The following is a 16,339-nucleotide window of genomic DNA, read 5'->3' as shown; positions in this document are numbered from 1 at the left end:
CCCATGTGCGCGTGTACACGCGCGAGCCAACCGATTGTAGAGATGAAAAACCAAGGTTCAGCCAAAACGCTGGTGATTGCCGAGAAGCCCTCGGTGGCCCAGGACATCGTGCGCGCACTCACCCCGGTGGCGGGCAAGTTCGAGAAGCACGATGACCACTTCGAGAACGACCAGTACGTGGTCACCTCGGCGGTGGGTCACCTGGTGGAGATCGCCGCGCCCGAACAGTTCGACGTCAAGCGCGGCAAGTGGAGTTTTGCCCACCTGCCGGTGCTGCCGCCCTACTTTGATCTCAAGCCCATCGACAAGACCAAGTCGCGCCTGTCGGCGGTGGTCAGGCAGGCCAAACGCAAGGACGTGGGGCAACTCATCAACGCCTGCGACGCGGGCCGAGAAGGTGAGTTGATCTTCCGCCTGATCGAGCAGTACGCAGGCGGACAGAAAAACGGCGTCTACCAGAGCCTGGGCAAGCCGGTGCGGCGCCTGTGGTTGCAGTCGATGACCCCAGCCGCGATCCGAGACGGCTTCGAACATCTGAAGAGCGACGAACAGATGCAGGGCCTGGCCGATGCCGCGCGCAGCCGCTCCGAGGCCGACTGGATGGTCGGCATCAATGGCACGCGCGCGATGACCGCCTTCAATTCCCGCGATGGCGGCTTTTTCCTGACCACGGTCGGGCGGGTGCAAACGCCCACGCTGTCCATTGTGGTCGAGCGCGAAGAAAAAATCCGCGCACACAAGAGCCGCGACTATTGGGAGATTCACGGCGTCTTCCTGGCCGAAGCCGGCGAATACCCCGGCAAGTGGTTCGACCCCGCATTCAAGAAACCCACCGGGGACGATGCCGACGCCGAACAACGCGCTGACCGCGTCTGGAGCCAGCACGAGGCCCTCGCCATCGCCGAGGCGACGCGCGGCAAGGCTTGCAGCGTCAAGGAAGAGAGCAAGCCCACCACGCAGGCCAGCGGCCTGCTGTACGACCTCACCAGCCTGCAGCGCGAGGCCAACGGCCGCTTTGGCTTTTCGGCCAAGACCACGCTGCAGCTCGCGCAAAGCTTGTACGAGCGGCACAAGGCCCTGACCTACCCGAGAACCGACTCGCGCGCCCTGCCCGAAGACTACCTGCCCACGGTGAAGCAGACCTTCGAGATGCTGGCCGACAGTGGCATGAAGCACCTGGCGCCCCACGCGCTCACCGCGCTCAACAACGGCTACATCAAGCCAAGCAAGCGCGTGTTTGACAACAGCAAGGTCAGCGACCACTTTGCCATCATCCCCACGTTGCAGGCGCCCAGCGGCCTGTCCGATGCCGAGCAAAAGCTGTACGACCTGGTGGTGCGTCGCTTCCTGGCGGTTTTCTTCCCCAGCGCGGAGTTCATGGTGACCACGCGCATCACCAGCGCGGTGGGTCATCACTTCAAGACCGAAGGCAAGGTGCTGGTCAAGCCGGGCTGGATGGCCGTTTATGGCAAGGAAGCGGCGGAAGACGTGGCCGATGCCAAAGAAGGGGACAAGGGTCAGAGCCTGGTGCCAGTCCGTGAAGGCGAGACGGTGCGTGCAGAAAGCGTCGAGCCCAAGGCGCTGAAAACGAAGCCCCCGGCGCGCTACTCCGAAGCCACGCTGCTTGGCGCCATGGAAGGCGCAGGCAAGCTGGTGGATGACGACGAACTGCGCGAAGCCATGCAGGAAAAAGGCCTGGGCACACCCGCTACGCGCGCGGCCACGATTGAAGGCCTGCTGACCGAAAAGTACATGCTGCGCGAAGGCCGCGAAATGATTCCGACGGCCAAGGCCTTCCAGCTCATGACGCTGTTGCGCGGACTGAGCGTGGAGGAGCTCTGCAAGGCCGAACTCACCGGTGAATGGGAATACAAGCTGGCGCAGATGGAGCAAGGCAAGCTCAGCCGCGCTGCCTTCATGGCCGACATTGCTGCCATGACCGAGCGCATGGTGAAAAAGGCCAAGGAATACGACCGCGACACCATCCCGGGCAACTACGCCACGCTGACCACACCCTGCCCGAATTGCGGCGGCGTGGTGAAAGAAAATTACCGGCGCTACAGCTGCGTGGGCAAAGACGGCGTCGGCGAAGGCTGTGGCTTTTCGTTCGGCAAATCGCCTGCTGGCCGGACCTTTGAACCCGAAGAAGCGGAGCAGCTTTTGCGCGACAAAAAGATCGGCCCGCTGGAAGGTTTTCGCTCCAAGGCTGGCTGGCCGTTCGTGGCCGAGATCGTGATCAAGTTCAACGAAGAAGACAAGAACTTCAAGCTCGAATTCGATTTTGGCGATGACAAAAAGAACGAAGAGACTGGTGAGCTGGTGGATTTTGCTGGTGTCGAGTCGTTGGGGGCTTGCCCCAAGTGCGGCAGCCCGGTGTACGAACACGGCAGCAATTACGTCTGCAGCAAAACCGTGCCCACCGAAGAGCAACCCACGCCGAGCTGTGATTTCAAGAGCGGCAAGATCATCCTGCAGCAGCCGGTGGCGCGCGAGCAGATGAGCAAATTGCTGGAGACCGGCAAGACCGACCTGCTCGACAAGTTCGTGTCCATGCGCACGCGGCGTGCCTTCAAGGCGTTTCTGGCCTGGGACAAGGACGCGGGCAAGGTGAACTTCGAGTTCGAGCCACGGACCAGCAAGTCCCCGCCCCGCAAGACCGTTGCGGGCGCGCCCGCGAAGGTCGCCGGTGCGAAGAAGGCTGTACCCGCCAAGAAAGCAGCGGTCAAAAAAGCCGCCACGCCCAAGGCACCGCGCAAGACCACCCTGGCCTCCGGCAAGCAGCCGAGCGCTGCGCTCATCGCGGTGATCGGTGAGGGCCTGGTGTCGCGTCCCGAAGTGACCAAAAAGCTCTGGGACTACATCAAGGCCAACGCATTGCAGGACAGTGCCGACAAGCGCAAGATCAATGCCGACACTAAGTTGCAGGCCGTCTTCGGCAAGCCGCAGGTGACGATGTTCGAGATTGCCAAGCTGATCGGACCGCACCTCAGCTGAACCCGGTTGCTTCCGCCTTTCCAGGAGACATCTCATGAGTCTGAAACTGTATTTCGCCCCCGGCGCCTGTTCGTTCGTGCCCCACGCCATGCTGGAAATGGCGGGCGTGGCCTTCGAGCCTGTCATGGTCAAGCTGCACAAAGGCGAACAGCGCACCGCCGACTACCTGGCGCTCAACCCGCGCGGCCAGGTGCCGGTGCTGGTCGATGGCGATGAGGTAATCACACAGATCGTCGCCATCTTGCTGCACCTCGACGCCCAGATGCTACAGGCGCAGATCCTGCCGGCCGGCGGTGTGTCGCGCACGCGCGCGCTGTCGTTGCTGGCCTGGATGAACAACACGGTGCACCCGACCTTCACTCACTTCTTCATGCCCCAGAAGTTCAGCGACGACGAAGCGGCGCAGAAAGCCATGCGCGCGTTTGCCGTGCCGCGCTACCGCGAGTGCCTGCAAGAGATCGAAACGATGGCCGCACAAGCGTCGCCCTGGTTGTTCGGCGAGCGGCCAAGCGCGCTGGACGCTTATGCGCTCACGCTGCTGCGGTGGGGTGGCTACGCTGGTATCGACCCCACCACCTTGCCTGCAACCTGGGACCTGGTGCAGCGCTTCGCGGCGCTGCCGGAGGTGGCAAAGGCGATTGAGCGCGAGCGCCTGGTCCTGAATGTTTATCAACCTGCCGGCTGAGCAGTCGGCGCGGGCGGGTCGTTCAACCCGTCAGTCGTCATCGCCGCGCGGTGGCGAGAAACGCACCGACACCAGCAGCCCGCGCCGCTGCAGCTGTTCGGGGTAGGTGTCCTCCATCTGCACCGTGGCGCCGTGTTGTTGGGCGATTTCCTGCACGATGGCCAGCCCCAGGCCTGAGCCGTCGACGTTGGTGCCCAGCGCCCGGTAAAAGGGCTGCATCACCAGTTCCCGCTCGTTGGCCGGGATGCCCGGTCCGTTGTCTTCCACCTGCAGGATCTGCACACCGCTGAACCGGTCCACCAGCACCCGCGCCGTGACCACGCCGCCGCGGCCGGCGTAGTGGATGGCGTTGTCCACCAGGTTGCGCACCATCTCCTGCAGCAGCGTCGGGTTGCCGTCGATGATGCAAGCCTCGGGCAGCTGCTCGGGTCCGTCGTAGCCCAGATCGATGCCGTGTTCCATGGCCCGTGGCACCGAGTCCTGCACCACCTGGGTGACCAGTTGCGCCAGATCGATTCGCGCGCTGGGCAGGGCGCGCCCTGTGGTCTCGGCCCGGGCCAGCGCCAGCAGCTGGTTGACCGTGTGCGTGGCGCGGGTGCTGGAGCGAGCGATCTGCTGCAGCGAACCGCGGATCTCAGCCGGATCGGTCTCGCGTTGGGCCAGTTCGGCCTGCATGCGCAGCCCGGCCAGCGGCGTTTTGAGCTGGTGGGCCGCATCGGCAAGGAATCGCTTTTGGGTGGTGAGCGAAATCTTGAGCCGGGTCAGCAGATCGTTGATGGATGACACGAGCGGCGCCACCTCTTGCGGAATGAAAGACTCTTCGATCGGGCTCAGGTCGTCAGGCTTTCGGGCGCGGATGCGCTGCTCCAGCTCGTTGAGCGGGCGAATGCCGCGCACCAGCGCCAGCCACACCAGCAGGACTGCCAGCGGCAGGATGATGAATTGCGGCACCATCACACCTTTGATGATTTCGGTGGCCAGCGTCGAGCGTTTGCCTTTGGTTTCGGCCACCTGCATCAGCACCAGGCGGGTGGGATCGCTGTGGCGCGCCAGCCAGGTGTAGGCCACCCGCACCTCGTCACCGCGCACCAGATCGTCGCGCATCAGCACACGCCCGGGCTCGGGCGTTTCGTTGTCGCGCGGCAGCGGGAAGTCGGTCTCACCGCTGATCAATTCGCCGCGCGGATCGACCAGCTGGTAGTACACCAGATCGCTGTCGTCAGCACGCAGCAGATCACGCGCCTGGGGCGTGAGGTTGAAGCTCACCACGTCGTTGCGGGTGACGACGAACTGCGTGAGCGCCTGCAGGTTGAACTCCAGCGCCCGGTCAAATGGCTTGCTTGCAATGCCTTGCGCCACAAACCAGGTCAAGGCCAGCGACAGCGGCCACAGCAGCAGCAGCGGCGTGAGCATCCAGTCGAGGATTTCGCCGAACAGGCTGCGCTGCTCGCGCTGGAACAGCCCAAACGACATCGGTCCGCTGCCCAGCGTCTCGGCGTCGGTGGGTTTGACGCTCCCCCCTGCGCTGGGCTTGACGCCCCCCGCGCCGCCTTCCGCGTCACCCCCCCGGGGGGGTGACGCACTGCGGCCCGGCCAAGCCGGTTCCACTGCGCCACTGAGTGAACTTCCTTTCATAGCTCCTACTGGCTGGAAAGGCAGCGTTGCGGACGACGGCTGCAGCGCGGTCCCATCCGGCGCGAAATGTCTGGTTCAGGAATCCCGTGGAACCGGCTTTGCCGGGCCACAGGGATTGCCCCCCCTTGGGGGGGTGACGCGAAGCGGAGCGGGGGGGTCAGATCTTCTCCAAGCAGTAACCCAATCCCCGCACCGTGGCGATGCGGATCGGCCCTTTCTCGATCTTTTTGCGCAGGCGGTGAATGTAGACCTCGATCGCGTTGTTGCTCACCTCTTCGCCCCACTCACACAGCCGCTCGACCAGCTGATCCTTGCTGACCAAGCGACCGGCGCGCTGCAGCAAGACCTCCAGCAGACCCAGCTCGCGCGCCGATAGCTCGACCATCTTGCCGTCGATCGTGGCAACCCGGCCGGCCTGGTCGTATTCCAGTGGACCGTGTTTGATGGTGTTGGTGCTGCCACCCATGCCGCGCCGCGTGAGCGCGCGCACCCGGGCTTCGAGTTCCTGCAGCGAAAACGGCTTGGCCATGTAGTCGTCCGCTCCATAGTCCAGGCCCTTGACGCGCTCCTCCACGCTGTCTGCCGCGGTCAGGATGAGCACCGGGATCGACGATCCACGCGCGCGCATGCGCTTGAGCACTTCGAGCCCATGCAGCCTGGGCAGACCCAGGTCCAGGATCAGCAAGTCAAATTCGTTGTTGGTCATGAGCGCGGCATCGGCCTCGCTGCCGCTGGCCACATGGTCCACCGCGGCGCCGGCGGCGCGCAGGCCGCGCAGCAGACCATCCGCCAGAACCTGGTCGTCTTCCGCAATGAGGATGCGCATGCGTGTCTCCGATCGTTTTTTGCATTATGGCGAAAGCGGCGCAGGGCGCGCCTGGCGACAAACCCGCACCAGACCCGCACGGGCGAGGTGTTCGCGCCCGCCCCCGATTCAGCGCGCGCCGTAGGCCTCCAGCCCCAGCGTCACGACCGTGGCCACTTCGTCGCCCACCAGAGCGTGGAATTCGCCTTGCGCCTGCGCCACCGCCTGGCGGAAGGCCTCCAGCCAGAGCAGCCCGGTGGCGGTGAAGACGATGCGGCGCGCGCGCGCATCGTGCGGGTCGGGCTGGCGCTCCACCAGTCCCCAGGCCTCGCATTGCGTCACCAGGTCGCCCATGGCCTGTTTGCTCATGCCCGCGGCCTGCGCCAGTTCGGTCAGGCGCGAACCGGACACCTGCAGGTGGCGTGTGATGTGCACATGGGCCGCCGCGATCTGGTCACGCGCCGCCAGATTGGACAGCGCCAGCGGCACGTTGGGGTCGTGCGCCATCAGGTGCAGCACTCGCTCGTCGAATCGGCGCAGGGCCAGGCCCATGAGCCGGCCCAGGTGGCTTTGTCGCCAGCGGTCGTCCGCGGGGTCGACCTGATGAACATGGGGCATGGTAAATAGTAAAGGAAACTGACCAATATTTTGAGGTTATGAGTTCAATCCTCCGATAAACTGCTGTTCAAGCATCCAGTCTGTATGCAAAAGCATGCGACAGATGCGAGCACCCACTTATCCTGAAGCCTTTATCAAACAGGAGTATTCAACATGGACGCAGCCGTCAAGCCCAACCCCCTCAACAGCGAAAAGGCCAAGGCCTTGCAGGCTGCCCTCGCCCAGATCGAGAAGCAGTTTGGCAAGGGCACCATCATGCGGCTGGGCGAAGGTGAGGTGATCGAAGACATCCAGGTCGTCTCCACCGGCTCCCTGGGCCTGGACATTGCGCTGGGCGTTGGTGGCCTGCCGCGCGGCCGGGTGGTCGAGATCTACGGCCCGGAATCGTCGGGCAAGACCACGCTCACCCTGCAGGTGATCGCCGAGATGCAAAAGCTCGGCGGCCAGGCCGCGTTCGTGGACGCCGAGCACGCGCTGGACATCCAGTACGCGCAAAAGCTGGGCGTGAACCTGCAGGATCTGCTGATCTCTCAGCCCGACACCGGCGAGCAAGCGCTGGAAATCGTGGACAGCCTGGTGCGCTCCGGCGCGGTCGACCTGATCGTGGTCGACTCGGTGGCGGCGCTCACGCCCAAGGCTGAATTGGAAGGCGAAATGGGCGACTCGCTGCCCGGTCTCCAAGCGCGCCTGATGAGCCAGGCGCTGCGCAAGCTCACGGCCACCATCAAGAAGACCAACTGCATGGTCATCTTCATCAACCAGATCCGCATGAAGATCGGTGTGATGTTCGGTAGCCCCGAGACCACCACCGGCGGCAACGCGCTCAAGTTCTACGCCTCGGTGCGGCTGGACATCCGCCGCACCGGGACCATCAAAAAAGGCGACGACGCCATCGGCAACGAGACCAAGGTCAAGGTGGTGAAGAACAAGGTGGCGCCACCGTTCAAGACCGCCGAGTTCGACATTCTGTTTGGCGAGGGGATCAGCCGCGAAGGCGAAATTCTCGACCTCGGTGTGGTCAACCGGGTGATCGAAAAGTCGGGTGCCTGGTACGCCTACAACGGCGAGAAGATCGGTCAGGGCCGTGACAACTCACGCGAATTCCTGCGTGAAAACCCCGACCTGCGCCTGGAGATCGAGAACAAGGTGCGCACCGAGCTGGGTGTGCCACTGCTGCCCGTGGATGAGGCTCCCGCCGCCAAGGGAGGTAAGGCCAGCAAGGTCGACAAGGCCGAGAAGGTCGACAAGCCGGTCGCTGCCGAATAAGCACGGCACGCCACAGGCAACGCGCCTGTGTGGGCGCGCCCTGGCGTGGTCTTGACCGTATTCGAACGACCAGATGGCTTTTGATCAACCCTCGCTGAAAGGGCGCGCCTTGCGCCTGCTCGGCCAGCGCGAACATTCGCGCGCTGAGCTGGAGCGCAAGCTGCGCCAGCACGAAACCGAGCCCGGCGAACTAGCGCGTGCGCTGGACGACTTGCAGGCCAAGGGCTTCATCAACGAGCAGCGGGTACTGGAGTCGGTGGTTTTCCGGCGCGCGCCGCGCCTGGGCGCGATGCGGGTGCGCCAGGAGCTGCAGGCCAAAGGCCTGGCGCCAGAAGCCATCGCCCACGCCGTGGCCGAGTTGCAGGGCAGCGAGGTGGAGCGCGCGCGCGAGGTGTGGCGAAAAAAGTTTCAGGCGCCCGCCGAGGACGCCCAGGGTCGCGCGAAACAGATGCGCTTTCTCGCCGCGCGGGGCTTTGGTGCCGAAGCGATCCGCCGGGTGGTCAAGGGTGGCGAAGAAGACTGAGTGAGGGTGATCAATAAGCGCATGTGACTCTCGCGGCGTTTCTGAAGCGCGGGCCCTCAACTCAAGGATGCCGTGGCACGGGCTTTGCCTGGCCACAGGCATCGCCCCTGGGGGGTGGCGCACCGCAGGTGCGGCGCGGGGGGTCAAATTCCCAGCATGAGGCAGAGGTTTTGTACCGCTGCGCCGCTGGCGCCCTTGCCCAGGTTGTCCAGGCGTGCGATCAGCACAGCCTGGCGGTGCGCTTCGTTGCCAAAGACCCGCAGCTCCAGCCAGTTGGTGTCGTTGAGCGCGGTGGCGTTAAGCTTGCCGTCGCCAGTGGCAGGCTCTACGCGCACAAAGCCCCCCACCGCGGCGCTGGCCGCGTAGTGGGCCACCAGCGCGTCATGCAGGTCGCTTGCCCTGGGCCGGCCAGGCAGATCGTCCAGATGCAACGGCAGCTGCACCAGCATGCCCTGGCGGAAGTTGCCGACCGCAGGCATGAAGATCGGCCGGCGGGTCAGTCCGGTGCAGAACAGGATTTCAGGAATGTGTTTGTGCGCCAGACCCAGGGCATAGGCTTCGTACAAAGGCGCTTCGCCTTTCTCGTAAGCCTCGATCATGGTCCGCCCGCCGCCGGAGTAGCCACTGACCGAAGGCAACGAGATCGGGAAATCGGTTGGCAGCAGGCCGGCGTCCACCAACGGGCGCAGCAGCGCAATGGCGCCAGTGGCGTAGCAGCCGGGATTGCCCACCCGGTCGGCAGCCATCACGGCGGCGCGCTGGTCGGCACAAAGCTCGGGAAAGCCGTAGACCCAGCCCGGTGCGCAACGGTGGGCGGTGGATGCATCAATGATGCGGGGTTTGCGGCCAGGCAGCGCATCGATCATGGCCACCGACTCGACGGCAGCGTCGTCGTGAAGGCACAGAATCACCAGATCAGCCTGCGCCATCAGTTCGCGCTTGGCCTCCGGGTCTTTGCGGCGCTCGGGCGAGATGCTCAGCAGTTCGATGCCCGGCAGCGACACGAGCCGTTCGCGAATCTGCAGGCCGGTTGTGCCGGCCTCGCCATCGATGAAGATTTTGGCCATGATCCGTCCGTCTTGTCAGTTCTGGTTCAGAGATGGGCTCATATAATTATGCATTACGTTCAGCGCCACCCCGCCCGATTTTGGTGCGTTGCAGCATGATACATTCCTTGGGTTAAGCGCCCCGGCGCTCTCGCGGCCTCCTCCGGGGCTGACCTCCGATTCTGTCCACCCTTCCCTGAGAGAGCCCTCATGAAGATCCACGAGTACCAAGCCAAGGAAATCTTGCGCCAATTTGGTGTGCCAGTGCCGCGTGGCATTGCTGCGTTCACGGTGCAGGAGGCGGTTGAAGCCGCTCAAAAACTCGGAGGCCCGGTCTGGGTCGTGAAAGCGCAGATCCACGCCGGCGGCCGAGGCAAGGGCGGTGGCGTGAAGGTGGCCAAGTCGATCGACGACGTGAAGCGCCTGGCCGGCGAGATCCTGGGCATGCAGCTCAAGACACACCAGACTGGCCCCGAAGGCCAGAAGGTTCGCCGCCTCTACATTGAAGACGGCGCTGACATCCAGAAAGAGTATTACGTCTCGGTGGTGACCGACCGCGCCACGCAGAAGGTCGCCTTCATCGCCTCCAGCGAAGGTGGGATGGACATCGAGGAAGTGGCGCACAGCACGCCGGAAAAAATCATCAAGGTCTTCGTTGATCCGCTGGTCGGCCTCACCGACGCCCAGGCCAGGGAAATCGCCGACGGCATCGGCATGCCGGCAGGTTCCAGCGCACAGACGATCGACATCCTGCAAAAGCTCTACAAGTGCTACATGGAAACCGATGCGTCGCTGGTGGAGATCAACCCGCTGAACCGCGACAGCAAGGGCAATGTCATGGCGCTCGACGCCAAGTTCAACTTCGATCCCAATGCGCTGTTCCGCCATCCCGACGTCGTCGCCTACCGCGACCTGGATGAAGAGGACGCCGCCGAAATCGAGGCCTCCAAGTTCGACCTCGCCTACATCTCGCTGGACGGCAACATCGGCTGCCTGGTCAATGGCGCTGGCCTGGCCATGGCCACCATGGACACCATCAAGCTGTACGGCGCTGAGCCGGCCAACTTCCTGGACGTGGGCGGTGGCGCCACCCCGGAGAAGGTCACCGAAGCCTTCAAGATCATGCTCAAGAACGACAAGGTGAAGGCCATCATGGTCAACATCTTCGGCGGCATCATGAAGTGCGACACCATCGCCACCGGCGTCATCACCGCCTGCAAGGCGACCAACCTCAACGTGCCACTGGTGGTGCGCATGAAGGGCACCAACGAAGCCCTGGGCAAGAAGATGCTGGCCGAGTCCGGCCTGCCCATCATCAGCGCCGACACCATGGCCGAAGCCGCCGAGAAGGTGGTCGCCGCCGTCAAGGCCGCCTAAGTCGCCCAAAGCGGTTCAAAAATCTTGCGGGACAGACCATCCGAGCTGCCCCCAACTGAATAAGGTCCACCATGTCGATCTACATCAACAAAGACACCAAAGTCATCACCCAGGGCATCACCGGCAAGACCGGTCAGTTCCACACGGAAAAATGCCAGGAATACGCGAACGGCAAAAACTGCTTTGTTGCTGGCGTGAACCCCAAGAAGGCCGGCGAATCGATCTTCAACATTCCGATCTACGCTTCGGTGAAAGAGGCCGCGGCTGAGACCGGCGCCACCGTGTCGGTGATCTATGTGCCGCCCGCTGGGGCTGCCGCGGCGATCTGGGAAGCCGTTGAGGCCGATCTCGATCTGGCGATCTGCATCACCGAAGGCATTCCGGTCAAGGACATGCTGATCGTGCGCAACAAGATGAAGGCCAAAGAAGCCGCGGGGGGCAAAAAGACCTTGCTGCTGGGCCCGAACTGCCCCGGTCTGATCACGCCCGACGAGATCAAGATCGGCATCATGCCCGGTCACATTCACAAAAAAGGCCGCATCGGTGTGGTGTCCCGCTCGGGCACGCTGACCTATGAAGCCGTGGCGCAGCTGACTGAAATCGGCCTGGGCCAGTCGAGCGCAGTGGGCATCGGCGGCGATCCCATCAACGGACTCAAGCACATCGACGTGATGCAGGCCTTCAACGACGACCCTGACACCGATGCCGTGATCATGATCGGTGAAATCGGTGGCCCGGACGAAGCCGAAGCGGCCGAATGGTGCAAGGCCAACATGAAGAAGCCCATTGTCGGCTTCATCGCGGGTGTCACCGCGCCGGCCGGTAAGCGCATGGGCCATGCCGGTGCCCTGATCAGCGGCGGCGCCGACACTGCGGACGCCAAGCTCGCCATCATGGAAGCCTGTGGTTTCAAGGTCACGCGCAACCCGTCCGAGATGGCCAAGCTGCTCAAAGCGCTGCTCTGAGCCACTCGGCATTCTGTGAAAAAGGCAACGCTGGGCGTTGCTTTTTTTTGGGCTTGTGCCTTGGCGGTCACAAATCGTTACCACCCAGGCCCGTTGGGCGCCCGCCTGTCAAGGCGGTCTGACAGCGCATATGGCTGCCTCAGAGAATCCACTCCCTGCGCGCAGTTTCGCCGATCTAGTGGGATTCCTGTGTGCCCGCATCGGTACTTTGTTCAAGAAGCGCTTTTTTGTCCCGCAAGTCCTCTTCGTCACCCACACGCCGCCCAGCTTCCGCCTGGCGGCGCGATGCGGTGCTGGGCGCTGGCGTCTTGATGGCGGTGCTGGCCCTGCACATCGCCACCGATCTGCTGGGCGGTCTGGAGCGCCGCTTCTACGACTTTGCCAGTCGGCACAGCGATCGTGATCCCAGCGATCGCATCGCCATCATCGCCATCGACGATCAAAGCATTGCCAACATCGGACGCTGGCCCTGGCCGCGCGAGGTGCACGCCCGGATGATCGACCAGTTGTCGGCTGCAGGCGCCAAGACGGTGGCGCACACTGCGCTGTTCCTGGAGCCCCAGGTGGCGCCCGGCATGGACAAGTTGCGCGAACTGCGCGGCCTGCTCGATAGCCGCTCGCCTGCCGTCGATCTGAGCGACCTCGGCGAGGTCTCGCGCCAGCAGCTGCTGGGCTTCATCGCCGAGGCCGAACGTGGACTGGACCACGATGCCCGGCTGGCCACCAGCCTGAAGCAGGCCAATCGGGTCATCGTGCCCTCGCTGTTCACCCTCGGTGAATCGCCTGGTCGCCCGGATCAGCCACTGCCCCCGTTTGCGCAACGCAGCGTGTTGCCGCTGTCCAGCGGCATGGGTCTGCCCGCCTCGCAGTCGCAGCAACCCATTGAACCCATCGGCGCAGCTGCGCGCGCCGTTGCCCACCTCAACCAGGTACCGGACCGAGATGGCGCGGTGCGTCAGGAAGCGCTGTTGCTCAACTTCGATGGACAGACCGTTCCTTCCATGGCTTTGACTGTCGCTGCACACAGCCTTAACCTGGGGCCTGCTGATGTGAGCGCGGTGCCGGGTGAGGGCATCATGCTGGGCCGGCTGCGCATCCCGACCGGCGACGATGGTCTGGTGCTGCCGCAGTTCTACCCCGACCAGGGCGGCCGCCCGGCTTTTGCGGTCGACGCGTTTTATGACGTGCTCTCGGGCAAGATCCCTGCCAGCAAATACGCCGACAAGGTGGTGCTCATTGGCGCCACGGCGGCGGGGGTGGGAACCTTGTTCAACACGCCGGTCTCGCCCGCCATGTCGCCCGCAACCATGCTGGCGCACACCACCTCCAGCATCCTCAATGGCCACTTCATCGCCCGTCCCGCCTGGGCAGGTTTCGCCACCCTAGGCCTCTTTCTGCTGGTGGCGGGCTACGTGATAGCGGTGTTGCCCCGGCTCTCGGCCGCCACCGGCGCCTGGATCACGGGGCTGGGCTTTCTGGCCATGCTGGGGTTGGAGTATGGGTTGCTGTCTCAGGCCTCGGTGTGGTTGCAGGCGGTGCTGCCCGCGGCCGCCCTGCTGGCTGGCCACCTGGCCCTCACGACGCGCCGCTTCCTGGTGACCGAGGCGGGCAAAGTCCGCTCGGACGCCGAGTCGGCCGAAACCAACCGCATGATGGGTCTGGCGTTGCAGGGTCAGGGCCAGCTCGACATGGCGTTCGACCGCTTCCGGCGCGTGCCCGCCAGCCCGGAGCTGGTGGACAACCTCAAGCACCTGGCGCTCGACTTCGAGCGCAAGCGCCAGTTCAACAAAGCGCAGGCGGTCTACGAGCACCTGGGCCGGCTCGGCGGGCAGGACGCCGACCTGCAGCAGCGACTGAGCCGCGCTCAGCGCTTGTCCGAGACCGTCATCCTGGGCGGCGGCGCTTCTCACCCCGGCGGCACGCTGTTGCTGACCGGTGGCGGCGTGGAGAAACCCATGCTGGGGCGGTACCAGGTGGAGAAGGAGCTGGGCAAGGGCGCCATGGGCGTGGTCTACCAGGGCCGCGATCCCAAAATCGGCCGAGTGGTGGCGATCAAGACCCTGGCGCTGAGCAGCGAATTCGAAGGACAGGAGCTGCAGGAGGCGCGCGAGCGTTTTTTCCGCGAGGCCGAGACCGCCGGACGCCTGCAGCATCCCCACATCGTCACCATTTTTGATGCCGGAGAAGAGCACGACCTGGCTTTCATTGCCATGGAGTTCCTGCCCGGCCGAGACTTGGTGGAGCACACCCGCCCGGGCCATCTGCTGCCAGCGGCCACCGTGATCGCGATCGGCGAGCAGGTGGCGCGCGCGCTGGACTATGCACACCAGCACCAGGTGGTGCACCGCGACATCAAGCCGGCCAACATCATGTACGACCCCACGTCAGAAACGGTGAAGGTGACCGACTTCGGCATCGCCCGCATCACCGACGCCAGCCGCACCAAGACCGGCATGGTGCTGGGCACGCCCAGCTTCATGTCGCCAGAGCAGCTGGCTGGCCAGAAGATCGAGGGCAGCTCCGACCTCTACTCGCTGGGCGTGACCCTCTTTCAGCTGCTGACCGGCACCCTGCCGCTGCGAGGCGATTCCATGGCCGCGCTGATGTACCAGATCGCCAACCAGCCCGCGCCCGACCTGCGCACTTTGCGCCCGGATTTGCCGTCAGCGCTCGCCGATATACTGGCGCGAGCGCTGTCCAAGTCGCCGCAGGCGCGTTTTGCGAATGGCAAGTCCATGGCAGATGCCCTCAGGGGTATCGCCGTTGACCAGCCTCTTGAGCCATCTGCCTTGCCCACGCCGACCCCCGCCTCCGCTGAGACCACCACCGCCTACGAGACCACGCAGATCGAAGTGAACACCGCGCAGTCGTCGTTTGCAGCCACCGAGGTCGCCCATGAGGGGCTTCCGCCCCTGGCCCGCTGAGCGCCTGACGACTGCCACTCCAACCCGATGATGAACTTCGAGTACTTCAGCCTGACCGACCCTGGTCTGGTGCGCGACAACAACGAAGATTCGGTGGCCCTGGACCCGGACCACCAGGTGGCCGTGCTGGCCGACGGCATGGGTGGGTACAACGCGGGTGAAGTCGCCAGCGCCATGGCCACCACCTTCGTCAAGACCGAGCTCGGCCGCTGGATTGCAGAAGGCGGATCCGAAGCGAGTGCGCGCGAGGTTCGTCGGGCGATGGAGATCTGCATCGACAACGCCAACCGCTCCATCTTCAATGCCGCCAATTCCAACCCCTTGTACGCCGGCATGGGCACCACCCTGGTCATGGGCGTGTTCCAGGGCACACGCACCCTGATTGGCCATGTGGGCGACTCCCGCTGCTATCGGCTGCGCCAGGGGTCGTTGGTCCAGCTCACGCGCGACCACTCCCTGCTGCAAGAGCAGATTGATGCCGGCCTGATCTCGCCTGAGCAGGCCCAGTACGCCACCCACAAAAATCTGGTCACGCGCGCGCTCGGCGTGGAGGACACGGTGTTGCTGGAGGTGAGCGAATACCGAGCAGAAGAAGGTGATATCTACCTGCTGTGCTCCGATGGCCTGACCGACATGATGACCGATGAGCGCATCGCCGCCATCCTCGTGACGGCAGGGACGCTGGAGGAAAAAAGTCGCGCTTTGGTCGACGCCGCGAATGACAGCGGAGGCCGCGACAATATTTCGGTGATACTTGCGCAAGCCCGGTCCAGACCGGTGCGCAGAGGGTTGCTGTCCCGCATGTTGGGCCAGTGAGTGGGTTATCGAACGTGTTCTACAGGTTCCACAGGAGTCGGCCATGCCGAAAATGATCGTTTCCATTGACGGCGTCGTCATCAAGGAAGTGCAACTCACCAAAGACCGGACCACGCTCGGTCGGAGGCCTTACAACGACATCGTCATCGACAACCTGGCCGTCAGCGGCGAGCACGCCGTGATGCAGATGTCGGGCAATGACGTGACCCTGGAAGACCTCAACAGCACCAACGGCACCTACGTCAACGGCAAAGCGATCAAGAAGCAGGCGTTGCAGAATGGCGACACCGTAGAGATCGGCAAGTACAAGATCAAGTTTGTCCATGAGGGTGCCTCCGACCGCCACGAAAAGACCATGGTGATCAACTCCGGTGCTGTGGAGGCGGCCCCCGTCACGTCGACTGCGGCCGCGGCATCTACCGCCACCGCCGCGATCAAGGTGCTTTCGGGTGCCGCAGCCGGTCGCGAAGTGCCGCTGGTCAAGGTCGTGACCACCATCGGCAAACCCGGCGTGGCCGTGGCGGCCATCACGCGCCGACCCCATGGTTATGTGGTGGCTCTGGTGGAAGGCGAGACCAAACCCACGATCAACGACAAGCCCCTGGGCAATGAGGCGATCGAACTGCGCGACGGTGACGTGATCGAACTCGCCGGTACGCGCATGCAGTTCGTCCAGTCCTGAGGG

General features: G+C 64.1%; 13 protein-coding genes. 9 read left to right on the top strand and 4 right to left on the bottom strand.

Annotation, left to right across the window (positions count from 1 at the left end; translation table 11 throughout):
* The first annotated feature begins 42 nt into the window (after positions 1 to 42).
* A complete protein-coding gene (locus tag QUV25_RS05235; RefSeq protein WP_300861906.1) occupies positions 43 to 2,994 on the top strand; it encodes a DNA topoisomerase III in 2,952 nt (983 codons plus the stop codon).
* A gap of 34 nt (positions 2,995 to 3,028) precedes the next feature.
* Positions 3,029 to 3,679 carry a glutathione S-transferase family protein gene (locus QUV25_RS05230; protein ID WP_300861905.1) on the top strand — a complete coding sequence of 217 codons (651 nt, stop codon included), beginning with the start codon at positions 3,029 to 3,031 and terminating at the stop codon, positions 3,677 to 3,679.
* Between the two features lie 30 nt (positions 3,680 to 3,709).
* Here the strand turns inward: QUV25_RS05230 and QUV25_RS05225 are convergent, their stop codons facing one another.
* The 3 genes from QUV25_RS05225 to QUV25_RS05215 form a co-directional block, all read right to left on the bottom strand.
* Positions 3,710 to 5,152: a sensor histidine kinase gene (locus QUV25_RS05225; protein WP_300862052.1), complete on the bottom strand. Its 1,443-nt coding sequence runs from the start codon at positions 5,150 to 5,152 to the stop codon at positions 3,710 to 3,712.
* A 319-nt stretch (positions 5,153 to 5,471) separates the two neighbouring features.
* Entirely contained in the window at positions 5,472 to 6,140 is a 669-nt protein-coding gene (locus tag QUV25_RS05220; RefSeq protein ID WP_300861903.1) for a response regulator transcription factor, read from the bottom strand.
* 108 nt (positions 6,141 to 6,248) lie between these two features.
* Positions 6,249 to 6,737 (bottom strand): MarR family winged helix-turn-helix transcriptional regulator, encoded by a 489-nt coding sequence (locus tag QUV25_RS05215; protein ID WP_300861901.1) that lies wholly within the window; start codon positions 6,735 to 6,737, stop codon positions 6,249 to 6,251.
* A gap of 153 nt (positions 6,738 to 6,890) precedes the next feature.
* Here QUV25_RS05215 and recA point away from each other — a divergent pair, with 153 nt between their 5' ends.
* On the top strand, positions 6,891 to 8,003 hold the full coding sequence (recA, locus tag QUV25_RS05210; protein WP_300861899.1) for a recombinase RecA: 1,113 nt from the start codon (positions 6,891 to 6,893) through the stop codon (positions 8,001 to 8,003).
* Positions 8,004 to 8,076: 73 nt separating this feature from the next.
* Positions 8,077 to 8,526: a recombination regulator RecX gene (gene recX, locus QUV25_RS05205; protein ID WP_300861896.1), complete on the top strand. Its 450-nt coding sequence runs from the start codon at positions 8,077 to 8,079 to the stop codon at positions 8,524 to 8,526.
* A 143-nt stretch (positions 8,527 to 8,669) separates the two neighbouring features.
* Here recX and argC read toward each other — a convergent pair whose 3' ends face one another.
* The gene (gene argC / locus QUV25_RS05200; RefSeq protein ID WP_300861894.1) at positions 8,670 to 9,593 is read right to left on the bottom strand and encodes an N-acetyl-gamma-glutamyl-phosphate reductase; all 924 of its coding nucleotides are present in this window, start codon (positions 9,591 to 9,593) and stop codon (positions 8,670 to 8,672) included.
* A gap of 189 nt (positions 9,594 to 9,782) precedes the next feature.
* Between argC and sucC the strand changes: the two genes are divergently transcribed.
* The 5 genes from sucC to QUV25_RS05175 all read left to right on the top strand — a co-directional run bounded on the left by sucC (position 9,783) and on the right by QUV25_RS05175 (position 16,336).
* Positions 9,783 to 10,949, top strand: a complete 1,167-nt coding sequence (gene sucC, locus QUV25_RS05195; protein ID WP_300861892.1) for an ADP-forming succinate--CoA ligase subunit beta — start codon at positions 9,783 to 9,785, stop codon at positions 10,947 to 10,949.
* Between the two features lie 71 nt (positions 10,950 to 11,020).
* Entirely contained in the window at positions 11,021 to 11,914 is an 894-nt protein-coding gene (gene sucD / locus QUV25_RS05190) for a succinate--CoA ligase subunit alpha (protein WP_291011218.1), read from the top strand.
* Positions 11,915 to 12,141: 227 nt separating this feature from the next.
* The gene (locus tag QUV25_RS05185; protein WP_300861890.1) at positions 12,142 to 14,838 is read left to right on the top strand and encodes a CHASE2 domain-containing serine/threonine-protein kinase; all 2,697 of its coding nucleotides are present in this window, start codon (positions 12,142 to 12,144) and stop codon (positions 14,836 to 14,838) included.
* Between the two features lie 30 nt (positions 14,839 to 14,868).
* Entirely contained in the window at positions 14,869 to 15,654 is a 786-nt protein-coding gene (locus QUV25_RS05180) for a Stp1/IreP family PP2C-type Ser/Thr phosphatase (protein ID WP_300861887.1), read from the top strand.
* 43 nt (positions 15,655 to 15,697) lie between these two features.
* On the top strand, positions 15,698 to 16,336 hold the full coding sequence (locus QUV25_RS05175) for an FHA domain-containing protein (RefSeq protein ID WP_300861885.1): 639 nt from the start codon (positions 15,698 to 15,700) through the stop codon (positions 16,334 to 16,336).
* Positions 16,337 to 16,339: the final 3 nt, after the last annotated feature.

Source organism: Hydrogenophaga sp., from assembly GCF_030373245.1.
Classification (GTDB): Bacteria; Pseudomonadota; Gammaproteobacteria; order Burkholderiales; family Burkholderiaceae_C; genus Hydrogenophaga.
The sequence above is the reverse complement of the archived record's forward strand: the minus strand, read 5'-3'. Positions and strand labels throughout refer to the sequence as shown.